This is a genomic window from Achromobacter sp. ACM04 (assembly GCF_014851465.1).
Lineage (GTDB): Bacteria > Pseudomonadota > Gammaproteobacteria > Burkholderiales > Burkholderiaceae_B > Achromobacter > Achromobacter aegrifaciens.
Map to the genome: position 1 here is coordinate 1,124,172 of NZ_JACUZS010000002.1, position 19,231 is coordinate 1,143,402.

At 66.3% G+C, this 19,231-nt stretch carries 19 protein-coding genes; 8 read left to right on the forward strand and 11 right to left on the reverse strand.

The genetic code is table 11. From position 1 onward, the window contains the following. Positions 1-70: 70 nt before the first annotated feature. Positions 71-352, forward strand: coding sequence for a peptidylprolyl isomerase (locus tag IB259_RS15945; protein WP_006385706.1), 282 nt, complete (start codon positions 71-73; stop codon positions 350-352). A gap of 54 nt (positions 353-406) precedes the next feature. Here IB259_RS15945 and IB259_RS15950 read toward each other — a convergent pair whose 3' ends face one another. Further along, the gene (locus tag IB259_RS15950; RefSeq protein WP_119451699.1) at positions 407-1,312 is read right to left on the reverse strand and encodes a LysR family transcriptional regulator; all 906 of its coding nucleotides are present in this window, start codon (positions 1,310-1,312) and stop codon (positions 407-409) included. A gap of 156 nt (positions 1,313-1,468) precedes the next feature. Between IB259_RS15950 and IB259_RS15955 the strand changes: the two genes are divergently transcribed. Both IB259_RS15955 and IB259_RS15960 read left to right on the forward strand, forming a co-directional pair. Further along, positions 1,469-2,446 (forward strand): tripartite tricarboxylate transporter substrate binding protein, encoded by a 978-nt coding sequence (locus tag IB259_RS15955; protein ID WP_119451698.1) that lies wholly within the window; start codon positions 1,469-1,471, stop codon positions 2,444-2,446. An 18-nt stretch (positions 2,447-2,464) separates the two neighbouring features. After that, positions 2,465-3,670, forward strand: a complete 1,206-nt coding sequence (locus IB259_RS15960; RefSeq protein WP_054458857.1) for an FAD-dependent monooxygenase — start codon at positions 2,465-2,467, stop codon at positions 3,668-3,670. Between the two features lie 91 nt (positions 3,671-3,761). Here the strand turns inward: IB259_RS15960 and IB259_RS15965 are convergent, their stop codons facing one another. From IB259_RS15965 to IB259_RS15980, 4 genes are all read right to left on the reverse strand, one after another. Further along, positions 3,762-4,502, reverse strand: a complete 741-nt coding sequence (locus IB259_RS15965; RefSeq protein WP_054458855.1) for an ATP-binding cassette domain-containing protein — start codon at positions 4,500-4,502, stop codon at positions 3,762-3,764. Between the two features lie 12 nt (positions 4,503-4,514). After that, positions 4,515-5,477 carry a substrate-binding domain-containing protein gene (locus IB259_RS15970; protein ID WP_175212723.1) on the reverse strand — a complete coding sequence of 321 codons (963 nt, stop codon included), beginning with the start codon at positions 5,475-5,477 and terminating at the stop codon, positions 4,515-4,517. Between the two features lie 19 nt (positions 5,478-5,496). Next, the gene (locus IB259_RS15975) at positions 5,497-6,438 is read right to left on the reverse strand and encodes an ABC transporter permease (RefSeq protein WP_054458851.1); all 942 of its coding nucleotides are present in this window, start codon (positions 6,436-6,438) and stop codon (positions 5,497-5,499) included. A gap of 84 nt (positions 6,439-6,522) precedes the next feature. Continuing rightward, a complete protein-coding gene (locus tag IB259_RS15980; RefSeq protein WP_192329573.1) occupies positions 6,523-8,031 on the reverse strand; it encodes an FGGY-family carbohydrate kinase in 1,509 nt (502 codons plus the stop codon). A gap of 338 nt (positions 8,032-8,369) precedes the next feature. Here IB259_RS15980 and IB259_RS15985 point away from each other — a divergent pair, with 338 nt between their 5' ends. The 3 genes from IB259_RS15985 to IB259_RS15995 are packed head-to-tail and all read left to right on the forward strand — an operon-like array spanning position 8,370 to position 11,374. Further along, positions 8,370-9,305 carry a 3-keto-5-aminohexanoate cleavage protein gene (locus IB259_RS15985; RefSeq protein ID WP_054458847.1) on the forward strand — a complete coding sequence of 312 codons (936 nt, stop codon included), beginning with the start codon at positions 8,370-8,372 and terminating at the stop codon, positions 9,303-9,305. Between the two features lie 28 nt (positions 9,306-9,333). Next, on the forward strand, positions 9,334-10,533 hold the full coding sequence (locus IB259_RS15990; RefSeq protein WP_054458845.1) for an ABC transporter substrate-binding protein: 1,200 nt from the start codon (positions 9,334-9,336) through the stop codon (positions 10,531-10,533). A gap of 22 nt (positions 10,534-10,555) precedes the next feature. Continuing rightward, positions 10,556-11,374, forward strand: coding sequence for an SDR family oxidoreductase (locus tag IB259_RS15995; protein ID WP_054458842.1), 819 nt, complete (start codon positions 10,556-10,558; stop codon positions 11,372-11,374). A 9-nt stretch (positions 11,375-11,383) separates the two neighbouring features. Here the strand turns inward: IB259_RS15995 and IB259_RS16000 are convergent, their stop codons facing one another. Together IB259_RS16000 and IB259_RS16005 are read right to left on the reverse strand one after the other, a co-directional pair. Beyond that, positions 11,384-12,313, reverse strand: coding sequence for a LysR family transcriptional regulator (locus tag IB259_RS16000; RefSeq protein ID WP_054458840.1), 930 nt, complete (start codon positions 12,311-12,313; stop codon positions 11,384-11,386). A gap of 97 nt (positions 12,314-12,410) precedes the next feature. Beyond that, positions 12,411-13,940 (reverse strand): DUF1254 domain-containing protein, encoded by a 1,530-nt coding sequence (locus tag IB259_RS16005; RefSeq protein WP_054458837.1) that lies wholly within the window; start codon positions 13,938-13,940, stop codon positions 12,411-12,413. 144 nt (positions 13,941-14,084) lie between these two features. Here IB259_RS16005 and IB259_RS16010 point away from each other — a divergent pair, with 144 nt between their 5' ends. Next, positions 14,085-14,672 carry a hypothetical protein gene (locus tag IB259_RS16010; protein WP_192329575.1) on the forward strand — a complete coding sequence of 196 codons (588 nt, stop codon included), beginning with the start codon at positions 14,085-14,087 and terminating at the stop codon, positions 14,670-14,672. A 21-nt stretch (positions 14,673-14,693) separates the two neighbouring features. Here the strand turns inward: IB259_RS16010 and IB259_RS16015 are convergent, their stop codons facing one another. From IB259_RS16015 to IB259_RS16025, 3 genes are all read right to left on the reverse strand, one after another. Then, complete coding sequence (locus IB259_RS16015) at positions 14,694-16,355, reverse strand: hypothetical protein (protein ID WP_192329577.1); 1,662 nt, start codon at positions 16,353-16,355, stop codon at positions 14,694-14,696. 101 nt (positions 16,356-16,456) lie between these two features. Next, entirely contained in the window at positions 16,457-17,005 is a 549-nt protein-coding gene (locus IB259_RS16020; RefSeq protein WP_054458830.1) for an ureidoglycolate lyase, read from the reverse strand. After that, complete coding sequence (locus IB259_RS16025) at positions 17,002-17,241, reverse strand: Arm DNA-binding domain-containing protein (RefSeq protein ID WP_054458828.1); 240 nt, start codon at positions 17,239-17,241, stop codon at positions 17,002-17,004. Before IB259_RS16025 ends, IB259_RS16020 begins: the two co-directional genes overlap by 4 nt. Positions 17,242-17,324: 83 nt before the next feature. Between IB259_RS16025 and IB259_RS16030 the strand changes: the two genes are divergently transcribed. Continuing rightward, positions 17,325-17,705 (forward strand): cupin domain-containing protein, encoded by a 381-nt coding sequence (locus tag IB259_RS16030; protein WP_054458825.1) that lies wholly within the window; start codon positions 17,325-17,327, stop codon positions 17,703-17,705. 8 nt (positions 17,706-17,713) lie between these two features. Here the strand turns inward: IB259_RS16030 and IB259_RS16035 are convergent, their stop codons facing one another. Beyond that, positions 17,714-18,955, reverse strand: a complete 1,242-nt coding sequence (locus tag IB259_RS16035; RefSeq protein ID WP_192329579.1) for an MFS transporter — start codon at positions 18,953-18,955, stop codon at positions 17,714-17,716. Positions 18,956-19,231 lie beyond the last annotated feature (276 nt).

The following is a 19,231-nucleotide window of genomic DNA, read 5'->3' on the forward strand; positions in this document are numbered from 1 at the left end:
CCTAGCCAGCGCCAGTCCGCTGAATGCGTTACTCTCCCCCTCCCCAATTCAAGTCCGCAAGGAGCCCCAAATGGCACAAGCCTCCGCCCGCCACATCCTCGTCTCCACCGAAGCCAAGGCCAACGAACTGAAGACCGCCATCGAGAACGGCGCCGACTTCGCTCAGCTGGCCAAGGAAAACTCCAGCTGCCCGTCCTCGCGCGACGGCGGCAACCTGGGTACGTTCGGTCCGGGCCAGATGGTCAAGGAATTCGACACCGTGGTGTTCAGCGCCCCGGTCGGCGAGGTCCAGGGTCCGGTGAAGACCCAGTTCGGCTACCACCTGGTTGAAGTGACCAGCCGCAAGGACTAAGTCCAGCAGCAGTCTCAAAGAAAGCCGCCGCCAGGCAACTGGCGGCGGCTTTCTTTATGGCTCGCGCATCTGGGCCGCCGCTCTCAGGCAGTCCACGAACGCGGTCAATCCGGCGCTGTCACGGCGGCCACTGCGGGTGACGATGGCGTAGTCCAGCGCGACGCGGGGCGTAAGGGCCCGGAGCTGCACGCGCCAGCGCGTGCCGGTCAAGGCGGCAAACGAGGGTACGACGGCTTGGCCCAGCCCGGACTCGACCATGGCCAGGATAGTTTCCAGGTGGCTGTAGACGCGGCGCGGCGGGAGGTTCGCGACATCGGGCATGCGAGGAACGTGCCGGTCTATCAGTTGCTGGATGGGGTTGCTGGAAGGCAGCACGATGAGACTGGCGGGATCGAGCCGCTGCCAGGGCAAGGGAGCGCGGCGGGTCCGGGCGGCATGTTCGGCCGATTGCGCCAGCACCAGTTCGGCGGGGAACAACCCGCGGCGGCGCAGGCCAGCCGCCTTCTGGAAGAAGGCGCCGAAACCGGCGTCCAGGGTTCCGTCTTCGACACCCTGTTGGATCAGGCTGCGGTCCATGTCGGCCACTTCGACACGCCATTCCGGCTGTGCTGCCGAGCAGGCGCGCAGCACCTGCGGCAGGATGCTGCTGGCGATGAGCGGGGTGACGCCCACGCGCAGCACGCGTGCCTGCGGCGTACTGGCGGCGGCCAGTTGACTCAGCGTGCCGCCCAGTTCATCGACCATGCGCTGGGCGACGGGCAGGAGCGTTCGTCCCGCATCGGTGAGCAACACGGCGCGGGTGCTGCGTTCGAACAGGCGGCTGCCTATGCTCTGTTCGAATTCGCGCACCATGGCGCTCAGGCCGGCCTGCGTCAGGTGCAGTTGGGCCGCGGCCTTGGTGAAGCTGGCATGTTCGGCTACGGCAAGGAAGCCGCGCAGTTGGCGCAGGGAGAAATTCACGCGTGGACTACCAGATAATTAATAAAACTTCTTTGTTAATAGACAAGATAACGCAGTTTTACTTGTTTATCCGTTTGCGTTGCAATTGCGAAATGCGCTGCCTTCCGTCCGGATGGGCCCAGAACAAAAGCGCAAATGCGCCTACAGGAGACAAGCATGTTCCGATTCCCCCTGCGAATTGCCTCGGCATTCGCCATCGCGTGCGCGGCCCTTGCGCCGGCGCCCGCCGTCCAGGCTGCGGACTTCCCCGAGAAGCCGATCAGGCTAGTGGTGCCATTTCCGCCCGGTGGCCCGACCGACACGAGCGCGCGCCTCTTCAGCAAGACCATGGCCGAACAGCTGGGCCAACCGGTCATCGTGGAGAACCGTGCAGGCGCGGGCGGCTCGGTGGGCACCACGTCGGTAACGCGCGAACAGCCTGACGGCTACACGCTGCTATGGGGCGGCACCAGCAGCATGGTGGTGGCGCCCGCGCTCTATCCCAAGCTGGACTATGACCCCAACGCCTCCTTCACCCCCATCGGCATGGCGGTGCGCGGCCCGCTAATCCTGGTGAGCCGCCCCGCCCTGCCCAGTGCTGACCTCAAGGCGCTGCTCGACCTTGCTCGGCGCCAGCCGCTGACGGTGGCCTCGGCCGGCACGGGTTCGGTCGGCCATCTCACGGCCGAACTGTTCGATCGCAGCGCGAACGTGGACATTCTGCACATTCCTTACCGCGGCGGCGCGCCGGCGCTCAGCGACGTGCTTGGGGGCCAAGTTGATCTGTTGTTCGACACGGTGACTCTGCTGTATCCGCAGATCGCGGCGCAGAAGCTGCGCGCCTATGCCGTTACCGGCGCGCAGCGCTACCCGCAACTGCCCAACGTTCCCACCGTGGCTGAAGTGCTGGGCAAACCTTTCGAAGCCTATTCCTGGTTCGGTCTCATGGCGCCCGCCCACACGCCGCAGCCGGTGATCGAGCGCCTGACCAAGGCGCTGGCCGCCGCAGCGCGCGATCCCGAGGTCAAGCGCCAGCTGGCCGACCTGGGCCTGGAGCCTGTGGGCGATACGCCGGAGCAATTCGCGCAATCGATCCGCACGGACCTGGACAAATGGACCCAGGTCGTCAAGCAAGCCGGCATCAAGCCTGACTAACCCACACCCCCGCAACATATGTCTCACAACGCTTCCCCCCTATATCTCATCGCCGGCGCCGGCCTGGGCGGCCTGACCGCCGCGCTGGCCCTGCAGCGGCGCGGCTTGCGCGTGCGCGTGCTGGAGCAGGCACAGGAGCTGCGCGAAGTCGGCGCGGGCATCCAACTTAGCGCCAACGCCAACCGCGTGCTGTATCAACTGGGTCTGGAACACGCCCTGACGGAGGTCGCACGCCCAACGGCCGGAAAGCGTATCCGCTTGTGGTCCAGCGGACGAACCTGGCCACTGTTCGACCTGGGTGCGGAATCGGTGGCCCGCTATGGTTATCCGTACCTGACGATCTATCGCGCCGACCTGCACCGGATTCTGGCGCAGGCGGTGCAGGCCAATGACCCGCGAGCCATCACGCTGGGCGCCAAGGTCACCAGGTTCACGCAGGACGACACAGGCGTCACCGCCGTACTGGAGTCGGGCGAAAAAATCGAAGGCGCGGCGCTCATCGGCGCCGACGGCGTGCACTCGCGCGTGCGCGCCGCGCTGTTCGGCGCGGACGCCGCGGCGTTTTCTGGCACCGTCGCCTGGCGCGGCGTGATCCCGGCCGAAAAGTTGCCCGCGCATCTGCGCGAGCCCTATGCCTGCAACTGGGTAGGCCCGGGCGCCCACGTCATCCACTATCCGCTGCGGCAGGGAAAACTGGTGAACTTCGTGGGCATCCTGGAGCGCGACGATTGGCAGGTGGAGTCCTGGACCGAGCGCGGTAGCGTAGCGGAATGCGCGCGGGATTTCGCGGGCTGGCATGAGGATGTGCAGACACTGATCCAGGCGCTGGACGAACCCTACAAATGGGCGCTGATGCTGCGCGAACCGCTGCCTGAGTGGTCGCAGGGCCGCGTGACGCTGCTGGGAGACGCCTGCCATCCGACGCTGCCCATGCTGGCCTCGGGCGCGGCGATGGCAATCGAGGACGGCTATGTACTGGCGCGCGCATTGGAGGCGCAGCCGGACGATGTTCCCCAGGCATTCAAACGCTACGAAGCGGCGCGCGTGGAACGGGCATCTCGCGTGGTGCGCGGTTCGGCCGAGAACGCTCGGCGCTTCCACAATCCGGCACTGGCACACGCGCAAGGCGCCGCCGACTACGTGGACCGCGAGTGGAACGAAACGCGCGTGCGTGAACGCTATGAATGGCTGTTCAGCTATAACGCGGATGAAGCGCCGGTCTGACTCTGCCGCCACATGAAAAAAAGGCCGCCGCCCGGTCTATCGCTGGCGGCGGCCTTTTTCATTCGCATGGCCGCTGGGGCCAAGCGCGGCCTTACTCTTTGCCCGTCATCACCATATGCGCCAACGCGTCCGCATCCAGCCCGGCCACGTCGCGCTCGATGACCTTGGTTCCGCTCTTCAGGATCGCCACCCTGTCCGCCAGCGCCACCACGTCGGCCATGTTGTGGCTGATGAGGATCACAGTGCGGCCCTCTTCGCGCAGCTTGCGCACCAGGTTCAGAACCAGCGCCGTTTCCTTGACGCCCAGCGCGGCGGTGGGTTCATCCATGATGACGACGCGGGCGTCCCAGCGCAGGGCGCGGGCGATGGCGACGGCCTGGCGCTGGCCGCCGGACATGCGCTCCACGGGCCGGTCCATGTCATCGATGGGCACGGACAGGCGTTGCAGGTAGCCGCGCGCATCCTCGGCCATGCGGCGTTTATCCAGGATGCTGAGCGGCCCCACGCGCCGCACCAGTTCGGCGCCCATGAAGATGTTTTCCCAGATCGACAAGCGCGGAGCCAGCGCCAGATCCTGGTAGATGGTGGCGATGCCTTGCACCAGGGCGTCGTGGGGCGATCCGAACGCGACCTGCTGCCCGTTCAGGCTCATCGCGCCGGCGCTGGGTTCCTGCGCGCCTGAGATGATGCGGATGAGCGTGGACTTGCCCGCGCCGTTGTCGCCGCAGATGGCCATGACCTTGCCCTGGGGCACGTCCAGGTCCACGCCCTTCAGGGCTTCGACGGCGCCATACGACTTCTTGATCTGGCGTAGCGACAACGCGGCGGTCATGGCTCTTGGCTCTTACTTGGCGGGTTGCAGGAATTTCTGGACATTGCTGGCGTCGACCAGGACGGAGTCCATGAAGAGGTAGGGCCCGGCGGCGATGCTTTCCCTGGGTTCCTTCTTTACGACGATCCGGTCGATGGCGTAGATGGCCTTGGTGCCCATCTGCTCGAAGGGAATCATCATGGTCGCGGTGATGAGACTGTTGGGATCGGCGATACGGCGGTAGGTCTCCGGGCTGCCGTCGACGGACACGAGCGTGATGTCGCCCTTTTTCATGCCCTGGGCCTGCAGCAGATCGTCGATGACATAGGCCTGGCCGTCGAACGAGGCCCAGATACCCTTGAACTGGCCCTGATGGCGCAGCAGCAGCGCCTGCATGCCGTTGCGCACATCGTCGCGCCAGCTCTGGGTGCGGGCCATGCTGAACTTGGCCAGGTCCTTGACGGCGGTGTTCTCGGTCAGGACGGCGTCCAGCATCTTGCCGCGGATGCGGGTGCCGGAGTTGCCGTCGAAGCGGGCGGACAGAATGTTGCCCTGGTAGCCCATCTTGCCCAGCATATAGAGGACGGACTGGGCGCCAGTGGCGTATTCGTTGACCTCGACGTCGAACAGCATGTGGGGGCTGGCGCCGGACATCACGCCGACGACGGGTATGCCCTTCTCCTTGGCGGCCTGCAGCTGCGCGTCGGTTTCCACGGGCTTGCCCATGGCGATGACGATGGCGTCGACCTTCTTGTTGACCAGGGTGTCGAGCTGTTCGGCCAGCTTGGGCAGCGAGCCTTCGGCGTTCAGCTGGGTCACGGTCCAGCCCTTGGAGCGGGCGGCTTCGGCAGCGGCGTTGGCGACGCGCGCGTGGGTTTCCGAAGACATCTGGAACGCGACGATGCCCACGTCGAAGGCGTGCGCCGCCGCGCCCATGGCCAGGGCCGGCACCGAAAACGCGGCCAACAGCAGATTGCGCATCAAGGATTTACGCATGGTTCTCTTCCCCTTCCGATCAGAATTTGAAGGCCGCTTTCTTCAGCACGGCCGATGACACCGCGACGGACGCGATGATGATGAAGCCCAGAACGATGTCCTGCACGTAATACGGCGCACCCATGAGGACCAGGCCGTTGCCCAGCACCTTGAGGATCAGCGCGGCGACCAGCGTGCCGGGTATGTTGGCATGGCCGGGGTTGAACATGGTCATGCCCAGCAGCACCGCGGCGATGGCGTACAGGAAGTAGTCACCAGCCATATTGGGCGCGGCCGAAGACAGGCTGGACGTGAGCAGCACGGCCGCCAGTCCCGCGCACAGGCCGGAAAGCGCCAGGCCTATGCTTTTCATGGCACGTATGTTGATGCCGGCCAGCCGCGCGGATTCGCCGGCCTCGCCGGTAGCGGTCATGCGGGCCCCGGTGCGGGTCCATTTCACCAGGAAGAACGCCAGCAGCACGGCGCCCAGCATCCACAGCACCAGGGCAGGAATGCCGAAGGGCTTGCCGCGCGCCAGGTCGGTGAAGGCGGCGGGCCAACGGCCCACATAGGACACGCCGTCGGTCAGCATGAAGGCGAAACCGCGCGCCATGGCTGCCATGCCCAGCGTCGCGATCAGCGAGGGCACGCGCAGCCGCGTGACGGCGATGCCGTTCACGAGGCCGCACAGCAGGCCTACGCCCAGGCCCGCGCCTATGGCCAGGAGCACCGGCTGGCCGGTATGCACCAGGGCGCCCGTGACGACCGCCGCGAGGCTGGCGACGTCGGCCACCGACAGGTCCAGTTCGGCCGTGACCAGCGCCAGCGTGAAGCCGATGGCAATGATGGCCAGGAAGCTGGTTTCCTTGGCGATGTTCAGAAGATTATTGGGCGCCGCGAAATTCGGGGCTGCCAACGCGAAGAAAACCACCAGGACCAATCCCGCGATTGCCGTGCCGTACTTTTCCAGGATGCCGCGCATCGACTCAACCCTTGCTGCGTTTTGCTTGTTATGTGGGCGCGTCGCTGCGCCCCGCTGATGGCGAGGTAGTTTATACCTGGGCCATCAGCCCATGTCGATGCCGGCCAGCGCGCGCGATACTGGCGCCAGCGCGGCTTCCGCGGCGCGGAACTGGCGGTACATGCGGCGATAGGCGTGCGCCCGCTCGGCCTGGGGTTCATAGCGTTGCGCCACGCGCACCAGCGCGTCCTGGGCGGCCGCGAAGCTGCCGTAGCGTCCCAGGCCCGTCCAGGCGGCGACCGCCGCGCCCAGTACGCCGGGCTGTTCGGCCTGGCCGACCACCAGAGCGCGTTCGCAGATATCGGCCTTGACCTGGCACCACTGGGCATTGGACGCCGCGCCGCCGCCGAAGCGGATTTCTTCCACGGGACTGCCCAGCGCGCTTTCGGCGCGCTCCAGCACGATGCGGTTGAGAAAGGCCACGCCTTCCAGCACGGCCCAGGCCAAGTCGCCGGGGCCGTGGCGACGGTTCAAGCCCAGAAAAGCGCCGCGCAGGTGCGGATCCCAATACGGCACCCGTTCGCCTTGCAGATAGGGCAGGAACAGCGCCGGTTGCGGATCGCGCGGCGCATCGAGCAAGGCGTCCATGGCCTCGCCCACCCCGGCCATGCCTTCGTCGCCCAGGCGGCCCAGCAGCGGCAAGAGCCACGCCACCGTATCCGCGCCATTCTGGCCTGGCCCGCCGATCTGATGATGTCCGCCGCCCCAGTCCACCGTCATCAGGCCTTGCGCCTGCACCGGCTCGGCGCCCACGGCGCCGAAAACTTCGGTGGTGCCGGAGATGTTGTAGGCGTAACCCGGCCGCAGTGCGCCCAGGCCGGCCACGGCCGCCCAGGTGTCGTTGGCGCAAGCCACGACAGGACGTCCCGACAGACGCGCCAACGCGCCCGATAGACCCTTTTGCACGACGCCGACGACCTCCAGCGGATCGAGCAGACGCGGTACCCAGGCCGGATTGGCCCCCACCGCCGTCAGCAGGTCGGCGCAGTCCGGTCCGGCCGTGGCGGCCGCCGCCAGGCGCGCCATCGACACGGTGTCGCTCACGGTGCGTCCGGTCAGGCGGAAATTCAGATAATCCTTGGGTTCCAGCACCAGCCGCACCCGCGCCGCGTGCTCTGGCTCTGCGTGCAACAGCCAGGCCACGCGCGCCCAGGGATGGAAGGCGTTGATCTGTCCATGCTCGGGATGGGAGGACGGCATGGACGCGAGCCACGCGCCCACGTCCGCCGCCGCGCGCGTATCGCGCCAGGTGATCGCCGGCCGGATGGCAGCGCCGTGCGCATCGATGAAGACCTGCGTGCGCGTGACGCCGCAGATCGCGATGGCCTCTACCGCACTGAAAGCGGCGTCCGCCTGCGCCCCCAGCGCATCGGTCAGGGCTTGCAGCCCGTTCCACCAGGCATCGGCGTCGATCTCGTCCCAGCCAGGATGAGCGGCGGGGCTGGCACGCGCCGGACTTTCGATGAAGCACGAATGCGCGATGCCGCCGCGATCGTCCACCAACGCGGCGCGAAAGCGCGTGCCACCCAGATCCACTGCCAGGACGTAGCTCATGCCGGCACCTGCATCAGGCGGATCTGGCCGCGCCCGGGCTGCATGGCCCGCAGCGGGCGGAGGGTCTGGATATCAAGCATGGGAGGCGGCTTCTGCGTGATCGGATGGCCGTCGGAACGGGCGTTCCGGCATAGGCAAATTGTAGTCCTGTCAGGGCTGGCGCGCAGCGCTGGCGTCCAGCGTCGCTGCACCGCAGCACCGGAAATCCTATCAATTGATTATTTCTGTTCAGGTGACACGGGCCGCGGGCGTGGGACAGAATGGCCCACACCCGGAGGAGACAACCGGGGCCATGAAAACCATCAAGAACGCATGCGCAAGCGCGCAGCCCGAGGCCCATGAAAAAGTCCAGGAACAAGGTCATCATTACCTGCGCCATCACCGGATCGGTCCATACGCCGTCGATGTCGCCCCATCTGCCCGTCACGCCCGATGAGATCGCGCAGTCCGCGTTGGATGCGGCCAAGGCCGGCGCCGCCATCGTGCATCTGCATGCGCGCCAGCCCGATACCGGGCAGCCTACCCAGGACCCCGCGCTGTATGCGCAGTTCCTGCCCCGCATCAAGAACGCTTCGGACGTGGTGATCAACATCACCACGGGCGGCTCGCCCGTGCTGCCGCTTGCCGACCGCATGGCGCCCGCGCTGCAATTCAAGCCCGAGGTGGCCTCGCTGAACATGGGTTCGATGAACTTCGGCATGTATGAACTGCTGGAGCGATTCAAGGAGTTCAAGCACGCCTGGGAACGTCCGTATCTCGAAGGCAGCAATGACCTGATCTTCAAGAACACCTTCAAGGACATCGAGCGCATCCTGACCTCGTGCGGCGACAACGGCACACGCTTCGAGATCGAGTGCTACGACATCGGGCACCTGTATACGGCGGCGCATTTCGTCGACCGCAAGCTGCTCAAGCCGCCCTTCCTGATCCAGTCCGTGTTCGGCATACGCGGCGGCATCGGCACGCATCCCGAAGACGTAATGATGATGAAGCGCACCGCGGACCGCCTGTTCGGCGACGACTACATCTGGTCGGTGCTGGCCGCCGGACGCAAGCAGACGCCGCTGGCGACCATGGCGGCCACCCTGGGCGGCAACGTGCGCGTGGGCCTGGAGGACTCGCTTTGGGACGGGCCGGGAGAATTGGCGCACTCGAACGCGGACCAGGTGCGGCGCATCCGCCGCATCCTGGAAGACCTTTCGCTACAGATTGCCACGCCCGACGAGGCGCGCGAAACGCTGCAATTGAAGGGCCGCGACAACGTCGCGTTCTGAACCAGATCCATTCAGTGGGGAGACAGACATGAAAAAGACATTGTGCGCAGCCGCGCTCGCGACGCTGTTGGGGACGGCCGGCATGGCGCAGGCCGACGACGGCGTGATCCGCATCGGCTTCATCACCGACATGTCCGGCCTGTCGGCGGATGCCGACGGCCCGGGCGGAGCAGAGGCGATCAAAATGGCGGTGGCGGACCTGGGCGGCGTGGTGGCGGGGAAAAAGGTCGAGGTGCTGGTGGCAGACCACCAGAACCGGGCCGACATCGCCTCGTCCAGGGCGCGCGAATGGCTGGACCAGAAGGGCGTGAACATGCTGATTGCGGGCGCCAATTCCGCGGCAGCGCTGGCGATGGCGAAAGTGGCCGAAGAAAAGAAGACGCCGTTCTTCGTGGTGAGCGCGGGCGCCTCCGAGCTGACGAATTCGCAATGCACGCCCTACACCGTGCACTATGTGTACGACACGGTTTCGCTGGCGCGCGGCACGGCCCGCGCGATGATGAAGGAAGGCAACAAGGACTGGTACTTCCTGACGGTGGACCACGCCTTTGGACACGCGCTGGAGCGCGATGCCTCAGCGGTGGTGCAGGCCGACGGCGGCAACGTCAAGGGGCGGGTCCGGCACCCGCTGAACGCGGCGGATTTCTCTTCCTTCATCCTGCAGGCGCAGGCATCCGGCGCATCGGTGCTGGGGCTGGCGAACTCGGCCAGCGACACCAGCAATGCCGTCAAGGCAGCCAATGAATTCGGCCTGACGCCCAAGATGAAGATCGCGGGCCTGCTGGTATTGATTACGGACGTGCACGCGCTGGGACTGCAAGCCGCGCAGAACATGTATCTGACCACGGCCTGGTACTGGGACCAGGACGACGCCTCGCGCAAGTGGGCCGCGCGCTTCGAAGCCACCATGAAGAAAAAGCCGTCGATGCTGCAAGCCGGCGACTATTCCGCCGCCACGACCTATCTGAAGGCAGTGGAAGCCACCAAGAGCACCGATGGCGACACCATCATGAAATGGCTGAAGGCGAATCCGGTCAATGACTTCTTCGTGAAGGACGGAAAGATCCGCGCCGACGGCCTGATGGTGCACGACATGTTCCTGATGCAGGTGAAGAGCCCGTCGGAGTCGAAGGCGCCCTGGGACTACTACAAGCTGGTGGCCCGCGTGCCGGGCGATCAGGTCTATACCTCGCCGGCGGAATCGACCTGCCGTTTGATGAAGCCCTGAGCCGTAACGGCAAGGATCTGGCATGACTATGAAGAACGTTGTTCCAGGGGACATTTCCGCGTTGCCCGTGGATCTGTCCGGCAAGCGCGTCATCGTGACCGCGGGCGCCGCCGGTATCGGCGCGGCAATCGCCGCCGCATTCGCGGACCGCGGCGCCAAGGTGCACGTCTGCGATGTGGATGAGCAGGCGCTGGCGGCCTGCCCTCACCCCTGGTCGCGCGCCGACGTGAGCCGGCGCGAAGAGATCGACCGCTATATGCAGGAAGCGCTGGCGCAGCTGGGCGGCCTGGACGTGCTGGTCAACAACGCCGGCATCGCCGGCCCCACGGCAGGGATCGCGGACATCCAGCCGCAGGAACTGGACGCCACGCTGGACATCAACCTGGCATCGCAATTCCACACGGTGCGGCATGCGCTGCCGGCGCTGCGTACGTCGGGCGGCGGCAGCATCATCAACATCAGTTCGGTGGCGGGCCGCATGGGCATCCCCATGCGCACGCCCTACGCAGCGACCAAATGGGGCGTGGTGGGCTTGACGCGTTCGCTCGCGGTCGAACTGGGCGGCCATGGCATCCGCGTCAACGCGCTGCTGCCCGGACTGGTGGCGGGGCCGCGGATCGACCGCGTGATCGAGGCGCGTGCCCGGAACATGGGCCTGACCGTGGAAGAAGAGACCCGGCTGGAGTTGGCCGGCGTCAGCCTGCGGCAGTTCGTGCGGGCCGCCGACATCGCCAACATGGCTTTGTTCCTGGCCAGCCCGTTCGGAGCGATGATCAGCGGGCAGGCGATCAGCATAGACGGCGACCTGCAATCGCTGCCCTGGCAGCCGCCGGCGGAGTAAGGCCGCCGTCTACTCCAGCAACTGGACCGTATGCGCATAGACGCCCTGGCGGCGGTCCTGAGCCGTGGCGCGCAGGGCGTCCAGCAGCCGCTCGGCCAGGTCCTGGCCGCGCTCTTCCTTGCGGGTGATGAGGTAGAAATCGAACCACTGCCGCGACGCCAGGGGCCGGGCGACCAGATCGGGATAGGCCGCCACGATGTCCCAGGCAGAGAGCGCATTGACCAGGCTGATGCCCCGGACCGCCCGCACCGTGCCGGGCAGCAGCGACATGTGCGCCCGCATGCCCGAGCTAAGCAGCAGCGTATCCGCGATGTCGCCCTGGGCCACTACATAGTCGGACCACAAGGGCTTCACATAGGTGTCTGGCGGTATATCGGCCGCCGCGATGGTGTCGCGCCCGGCCAAGGGGTGGTCGCGATGCGCGATGGCCATGACGTCGGCGCGCAGAAACGGCGTGAACGCCAGGCGGGCGCTGTCGCGCTCCACCGCGCCCAGGCCGAAGTCCGCGCGCATGGTTTCGACCGCGCTGATGGCCTGCACGGATGATTCGATGTCGATGGAAAAAGGCCGGGTGCCGTTGGCGTCCAGATAGCGCCGCACCGCGTCGGGCGCGTAGCCCAGCGCCAGCGCGGGCGAAGACGCGATGCGCAGGCCGCGCCCGCCGAATTGTTCGATGCTGTGCAGGGCCTCGTCGATGCGGACCAGCTCGTCCAGCACGAACTTGGCCTCGCTGTACAGGTACTGTCCGGCCTCGGTCGGACGCAAGGTCTTGTGGGACCGGTCAAACAGCTGCACGCCGGTCGCGCCTTCCAGGCGGGATATCGCGTGGCTGACCGCCGGCTGCGTCAGGTGCATGGACTGCGCGGCCTGCCGGGTCGATCCGGTCATGACCACCGCGTAGAAAATGCGCAGGTCGTGAATATTGAAATTGCGCTTCATGCGGCGCGAGCCTCCCTGGGTGGTCGGTTGCCCGACTGCGCCCGGCCGGACGTCGATGGCCGGCCTGCGCGAGGCCTTCTTGTAGCCCAGACCGCCGCTAGTGTCGAACCTGAAGCGGGGAAGGCGCGGACCGCGCCTGCGGCGCCTGTCTGGCCCGTTCAATCTGCGGCGAAGTCCACTTTCCTTCCAGCAGCGCGGGCTTGGGCCAGTAGTACCGCAACGTGACCATGAAGGGCCCCGCCGGCGCGGGCAGCCAGTTGGACTCCTTGCCCTTGCCGGGCGACTCCGACTGGATGTAGATCGTGATGCCGCCATCGCGATCGCGTTTGAGCGACGGCAGCATGGACGAATTGATCAGGTACCGCTTGAGCGGATTGGACGCCAGCAGCTGTTCGGGCAGGCGATACATGGTCATGGACCAGAATGCGTTGACGGGCGGCAGGCTGCGCGGGGCGAAGCGCAAGGTGTATTTGTTGCGGCCGTCCAGCGGCTGGCCTGTGCTGTCGTTTTCCAGCACGGGATAGAGCGCTTCCTCGCGGCTGTTGCCGCCGATGCCGACCTGCGTGCCGGTGGCGCGTGCGAGGTAATCGTTCTTCAGCGTATTGCGGTCCCCGAAGAGCCGATCGGTCTTGCCATTCAGGGCCTCGCGGTTCTTGTCGATATCGTTCTGGCCGTCGTGCATGCCTTCCTGCAAGGCGCGGCGCAACGCGGGGTTCATGCTGTTGAAGTCGAACTCCCGGCCGGGTTCCAGGCCGATGCTGGCAAAGCGTTCGCGCAATGATTGTTCCGAAGAATGGGTCGGCGCGAACTGCAGCAGGAAGGCAAGCTGGTTGTAGAACTCCAGCGAACTGCGCATCTGCGCGGGCGGCTCGGGCGCTATCCAGTCCACCGCCGGCGCCGGTTCCGGCGCGCGCTGCTTGCGGTAGGCGGACAGCGTCTGGATCTTGTAGCGTGACTGGATGCGCTTGACGTTGGGCAGGTCGCCCGCATTAAAGAGCTGGGTGCGCCCGACCAGATTGACCAGATCGGTCTCCGACCGGATTACCTTGGTGATGCCTGCCGGCGCCTTGCCCTTCCAGCGCGGGCCGGCCACCAGGAACCGGCCGCCGCCATTGCCCGTGCTGCGGCTGCCGATGTAGGCGAAGTTGTAGGTGTACAGGTCCATCAGCTGCAGCACGAAGTAGCGGCGCGGCTCCATGGCGGGCACGGTGATGACCACGGGTTCGGCGCGCAGGTCCAGCACCGCGAAGGTGTACGGCGTGTCGGCGTTGGGCGTGACGAAGGCGGTGTCTTCGGGCGTGAAGACGCGCGCGACGTTGTTGACCGTATTGAACGGACCTTTGTACTGGGGGTTGTTCTTGTCGATGCTGAAGGCATGCATGGTCTGGTAGCTTGCGACCATGGGCGTGCCGTAGAGATAGGCTTCGCGGGCGATGGCGCGCGCCTGCTGCGCGGTGACGCCGTCGATGCCTACCGATTGCGAACCGCTCGAATCATGGGAGTTGAAGGCGCATCCCGCCAGTCCGCCCGCCAGCGCGGCCGCGACCATCAGGCGCGCCGCCATCAGCGCGGGACCGCTGCCGCGGACCTTGGAGGAAAATCCAGTGCTACTCTGGCTATCGCGCATCCGGTGCTCCAACACAACACTGCGTGAGGTTGGCGACGCCCATGCGGCCGGCATCGCATTCAAAGCGTAAAGTCCGGGGAATTCTGGCATATTTCCTGGCGATGTAGAAGAAACAGCGAGCCAGAACAGGAACAGCACCAACCCATGCATACGCAAGATCCGGCCGCGGAATACCCGCAGATGAACATACGCGCGTCCTCTTACTTCGTGCTGCAGGCGACGCATGCGTGCACGCGCTGCGGCGAAGAAACGCCGGTGCACGCCCTGGCGGTGCCGCCCGGCCATCAATGCACGGAAGCCGACATCGAGCTGGACGAAGCCGATGCCGACAGCCCCGGGCTGAGCCCCACGGATTTCAGCACGTGGCTGTTCAGCCCGCCGCAATGGCTGGATATTGCCGATCCCGCGCTGATTTCCCAGACCGGGCTGCTGTCGCCCGCGGTGGCGCAGGCCATGCAGGCACTGTCTCCCCACTACCGCCAGAACCCCGACAACCAAGGGCAATGGACCAACTTTTGCGCCCACTGCGGCAAGCCGATATGGGAGGGCGATCTATACCCGACACCGGGCCAGGCTTTCAGCCCCGCGGACGCCGAGGCGGCCGCGCGGATCCAGGTCCGCAAGGTGGAAGAGCCATTCGAGGCCTACTACGGCATGTGCTGGACAGCCAACTACCGCAACAAGTGGCCGCTGTTCGCCCGCCTGGGCTACGAATACAGCGAAGCGGATTGACGGCGAGGGTGGCTCCGCACTCTAGCGGGACGCCTTGCCCGCCACGAATTCCAGCCCCTGCCTGGCCACGTCGAACACGGGGTAGGCCAGCGACTGCATCTTGATCATGGTGTCCAGCACCGCCGTCAACACCGGCTGCCCGCCCGCGGCTTGCGTCCACGCCTGGTAGGTGGGATGCGAGGTCAGCGGCGTGCTGATGGCCGCGCGCGCCAGCAGGCAGACCAGCAGCACCGCGGCCAATAGCGCCCCCGCCTTGACCAGCGGACTCCTGAAGCGCCAGCCGCTCGCAAGCTGCGCCAGCAGCAGGCTGGTCTTGCCGATGTGGACCAGGGCGCCCAGCAGCGACAGCGTCAGGGCGAACACGGGCGCGATCATGGCTTCATAGGCCTTTTTTCCTTCGGCCTCGCGCTTGCCGCCGGCGCCGTAGTCGCGGGCCTGGCTGCGGTAGTCCTGCAGGCGGTCCATGGTGCGGCCGGCCAGCACCGGCTGGTAGTAGCGCTTGTTGAATTCGTCCGCCGAGATCACGGCCAGCGTCAGGCGCGCCACCTTGTCCGGATAGCCCAGGCTTATGCGCCATTTCTTCTGCACGACCGGATGCGCGGCAAACGCCTCCAGCCCCAGGTTGGGCGGCATGCCTTCCAGTTCGCGTTGCAGCGCCTCGTCCATCTGCTTGCGGTACTTCTGCTGCGCCAGGCGCACGAAGTAGGCTTTGTCGCCGGTGCGCCAGGAATCGGGCACGTCCAGCCCCATCTTGCGCACTTCGTCCCGCACGCGCGGCGCCACGAAGCCGGGTACCAGCTCGCCGCTGCGGTCGCGCAGGCGGGCGCGGCCCCACTTGCGGTTCTTGGCGTCCAGCCGGTCCAGGTAGTGTTCCCAATCGCGCTCGGCGCGCGCCGGGATTCGCGCCAGTTCTTTCTGGTGGTTCTGGATGCCGCGCTCGTAGAAGTATTTGTGGCGGCCGCGGATATCTTCCTGGCTGTCGACGAAACGCTGGTACTCCGCGTCCCGCCCGCCCACGTTCTGTTCGATCACGGCGCGCACCACCTCGGGCGCGATCGCCATGGTCTGCCGGCGCGCCGCGTCGGATTGCGCGGCCATGTAGGACACCACGCCCACGAAAGCCTTGCCGGCCACCGACTGTGCGTTCTCGTCGGCCCATAGCCCATCGAGCATGCTGGCGCTTACGGTGCCGGTGGCCAGCCCTTGACGCAGCAAGGCGCCAGTAACGGCGGCGGCGCGGCTTTCAGCGGTGGAGCTGTCCACCAGGGAGTCGATCAGCTTGCGCTCCCCCTGATACACCGCGGTGATGATGGCCAGCGACACAACGATCAACAACGGCACCGTGATCCGCCATCGGCGGGTGCGCGCGAAAATGACGGGCCAGACCAGCAGGGCCACGGCAAAGCCCGAAATCAGGCGTCCCCATGCCTCGGCCGTGTCCACGCGGTTGCTGGCGTTTTCAGACATCACGTCCAGCAGCCAGGCGCTGAAGCTGAATTCGATGTAGAGATACAGCAGCGTGACCACGGTCAGGACACGCAGGCCGCGGGCCTTGGGATCGCGAGTCAGGAAGCGCTGGCGCAGGCGCTGCCAGCGGGTGGGCGGCGGATTGGGTGTTTGGGTGGCCTGCTTTATCTTGGCTGCGAGATTTCGTCTCAGCGCCTCGATCGATACTTCACTCATGGGGGAATTCTTGGGTTGCTATGACCGGAGGCGGCAGTTTGCCATCCCGCCTGCCTGCCGGTAAGCGGGAATACGCCGCGACTAGCGGCGAAGATCAGCGTTTAGGCGGCCTGGGCCTGGGCTTCGAGCCGTTGGACCGGAATCGCGACAATGGCGCTTTCGCTGGCGGAAGCATCCGTGGTCAGGTGCTGGATCAGGTCCACTGTGGTGGAACGGCGGGTCAGCATCAGGCAGGTGACTTCCTCGTCCGTGACGCGCGTGGCGTGCCAGCAGCCCGGGCGCATGCAGACGCCCTGCCCCTGCGGCACGCGGAATGCCGCGAGCGTGGCCAGGTCCGGACTGCCGTCAGCCGCGCTGCGCGCCACGACCTGGATGATCTCGCCCGTCAGCGGCACGATGGCCTGCTGCGTCAGCAGATGCTTTTCCAGGCTGGAGATTTCAAAGGACTGGCTGCGGTAGTTGACCCACAGCAGCTCGGCGTCGCCGCCGGCGCCGGTGTTGAACAGATGCTCCTGCCAGAAGTCAGTATCCGGATTGGAGAACAGCGGCACGCCATTGCCGTCCGGCATGGGCTTGCCCAGCATCCAACCGTAGGCCCTGAAGGCGTCCGGCGTCAGATCGTTGATGTCCAGCTGCTTGTCGCTCGTCATGCGGAACCCTGTGGTGGCTTGGTCGCGCCGCCGCGCTTGGGAAACTCGGCGTCGTAGTCGAATTCGCCGCGCGCGATGGCCTCGAGAATGGCGGCCCGCCTGTCGGCGGCGCGCTTGAGGTTGGCGGCGGTGGGCTTGGCCCGGATGCGTTCGACGCAATGCCGGCCTTCATAGAAGAAGCCGATCTCGATGGAAGACTCGGACGCGGGCCTGACCCCGTCGAATCCCTGGCGCATCGCCCTCTCCTGTTATAGCCGATGAAGATGCACATGATATCGCTTTACACTGGCCCGACACTCCTCACCCCAGGAAGCGCAACATGACTACCAATCTGTCGTCGCACTATCTCCTGCTGGACGCCTCAGGCGCCTGTAGTGCCGTCGAAGGCGGCAACGCCTTCTGGTCGCAGCCCGAAGAGGAACTGGAGCGGTTCGGCCGCGGCTGGCTGGTGTCCGAATACGCCTTCGAAAAGGACTGGCCGCAATGGGAAATGCACCCGCAGGCCGACGAGGTCTTGCGCCTGATCGAAGGCGCCGCGGAATTGCGGCTGGAATGGCCGACGGGCGAGCAGGCCGTGCGGATGCAGGCGGGCGACGCCTATGTGGTCCCCAAGGGCATCTGGCACACGCTCAAGGTGGCCGGTCCCTGCCGCATGCTGCACATCACCATGGGCGCGGGCACGCAGCACCGGCCGCTGTAGGCCACCCGCTATCCGGGCGCGCCCGCGGTGCGGACGCGGGGAATCTCGCGGTCGTCTATCGGCCAATGCAGCGCCGCCGACAGCACGCCCAGCGCCATCGCGCCCAGCCAGATCAGGTCGTAGGACCCCGTGGCCTCGAACACCACGCCGCCCAGCCACACGCCCAGGAAGGAACCGAGCTGGTGGCCGAAGAACACGAAGCCGAACAGGGTCGTGATGTAGCGCACGCCGAACACCTGGGATATCAGCCCGTTGGTGAGCGGCACCGTGCCCAGCCAGACAAAGCCCATGACCGCCGCGAACACATATACGGTCCACGACGACAGCGGCAGCAGCACGAACAGCGCGATGGCGGCCGTGCGCAGCAGGTAGATGCCGGCCAGCAGGTACTTGCGGCGGTGGCGTCCGCCCAGGACGCCGCAGACATAAGTGCCCATGACGTTGGTCAGCGCGATGATGGCCAACGCCGCCACCGCGTCGGACGCGCGCAGGCCTTTGTCCATCAGGTAGGCGGGCAAATGCGTGCCGATGAAGGCCAGCTGGAAACCGCAGGCCAGGAAACCCAGGTTCAGCAACCAGAAGCCGGGTTGGGCGAAGGCCTCGCGTATGGCCGCGGACATGGACAGCCCCGCCTCGCCCGCGGACGCGCCCTGCTCCCGGCCGGGAGACTCCCGCAGCGGCCAAGCCAGGGGCAGCAGCACGGCCAACGCCAGCGCGAACGACAGCAGGGCCGCGATCCAGCCCCAGCCGCTGATCAGCCATTGGGCGGCCGGCACCATGGTGAACTGGCCCAGGCCGCCCACGGCGCCCGCCACGCCCAGCGCCCAGCTGCGGCGCTCGGGGGCCACCAGCCGGCTGAGCGCGCCGTAGATCGCGGCAAATGCAGTGCCGGACAGCGCAATGCCTATGCATACCCCGGCGGTCCACAGGAACCCGGCGGGCGTAGTGGCATGCGCCATGCCTACCAACCCCAGCGCATAGAACACCAGCCCGCCCGCGATCACCTTGGCCGAGCCGTAGCGGTCGGCAATCATGCCGGTAAAGGGCTGGACCACGCCCCAGGTCAGGTTCTGCACCGCCAGCGCCATGGCGAAGGTCTCGCGGCTCCAGCCCCGGTCCATCGTGACGGGCAGGAGGAACAGGCCCTGCACGTGGCGCACGCCCAGCGCCAGGCCCATGATGACGCCGCCGGCCAGCACCAGCAGCAATAGCTGAGAAGCATCCAGTGAAGACTTGCGCAGGACGGGCATGGCGGACCTCGGCAGTGGAACGTCGCCTGCGTGCGAGCAGGCACCGGCGTCCATTACAGGGCCGCAGGACGCGCGCATCAACCGATTATTTTTTGTCCGCTGCATGCATGGCGGGAATGCCAGCGCTGCCCCTTTCCGGACAGCGGCGGCAGTGTTGTTAACGGTTTGTTTTCTAAAGTTACATTTGCCGCGCAATTGCCCGCTGACGCTGGTTACAGTGCTGCCTTTCCCATCATTCTTGGCAGGCATACGACCATGTGGCACGCCCAGCCCGGC